The following is a 1,272-nucleotide window of genomic DNA, read 5'->3' on the forward strand; positions in this document are numbered from 1 at the left end:
CGGTCGTCGCAACACCTTCTATCATATCCTGTTTGAGCAGCCGGTCGAGAGCCTCTGCCGGTGTTTGCCAGCCCAGCGTTTTTCTGGGGCGCGTGTTCAGCGCGTGGGCAACGGCGTTCAGCTCTTCGGCGCCGTGTTGGCTGAGATCCGTCCCCTTGGGGAAGTATTGGCGGAGCAGACCGTTGGTGTTCTCGTTGCTGCCTCGCTGCCAGGGGCTCTGAGGGTCACAGAAGTAGATCTCGAGACCCGTTTCAATGCGCAACTGCGCGTGTTGGGCCATCTCGGCACCTTGGTCCCAGGTCAAGGAGCGACGCAGGTGGGCAGGCAGGCTGCTGATCGTCCCTGCGATGGCGTCCCGGACGGCCTCGGCACCGTGACCGGCAAGGGCTGGTCCATTCTTGACAGACTTGCCCGCCCCGTGCCCCTCCATACGCGGCAAGTGCAGGAGCATGGTGAACCGGGTCGTGCGTTCGACCAGCGTGCCGATCGCCGAGCTGCCGAGACCGAGAATGAGGTCCCCCTCCCAATGACCGGGGACGGCTCTGTCGCCGATCTCCGCCGGGCGGTCGCTGATCATCAGGGCATCGGCGATGAAGGCCTTACCGCGGTTTCGTGTGCGTTCGCGGGGCAACCTGAGCGCGCGACCGGACCTCAGACAGGCAGAGAGCTCTCGCCTCAGCGCACCCCGTCCCTGAATGTACAGGGCTTGGTAGATGGCTTCATGGCTGATGCGCATGGTCGGATCCTCGGGAAAGTCCACCTTCAGGCGCTGCGAGATCTGCTCCGGACTCCAGGCCGAGGACCAGCGTCGGCCTTTCCGGTGAACGGCCCGCCGTCCTTTCCATACCACTATAGGGCCATCGAAAGCGATGCCGTCCGGTGTGGCAATGAGGCCGGAGAGCCGTTCCTGAACGTAGTCGCGCAAGGCGAGATTGAGCGCGAGCTTGCTGGCCTTTGGACGCCTGGCCGCGCGATCCGCATGCCACTGCGCGGCAATGGCCCGATAGTCGAACTCTCCACTGCGAGTCGCCGAGTTGCGCCTGATCTCGCGAGAGATCGTGCTGGGCGATCGGCCCAGCTTGCGCGCTATCGCCCGCACCCCGGTGCCCCGAGCACGCTCAATGGCTATTTCCTCGCGTTCCGCGAACGAAAGACTACGGTTCTTCGGCGCAGGCGCCGATGGTGCGAGATGTGTGGGAGGCATTCCGCCAGAACTCCGAAACCATCGGGTTCCGACAGGGGCTGAAACTCCCGCTGCAACGGCGGCTTCCT

Annotated in this window: 1 protein-coding gene; it reads right to left on the reverse strand. The window is 64.4% G+C overall.

Features of this window, described 5'->3' with window-relative positions:
• Window positions 1-1,272 (reverse strand): IS30 family transposase (locus BLV97_RS20635; protein ID WP_244521087.1); only part of this gene is annotated, 1,272 nt, incomplete at both ends.

It is taken from the genome of Allgaiera indica (genome assembly GCF_900106675.1).
GTDB lineage: Bacteria > Pseudomonadota > Alphaproteobacteria > Rhodobacterales > Rhodobacteraceae > Acidimangrovimonas > Acidimangrovimonas indica.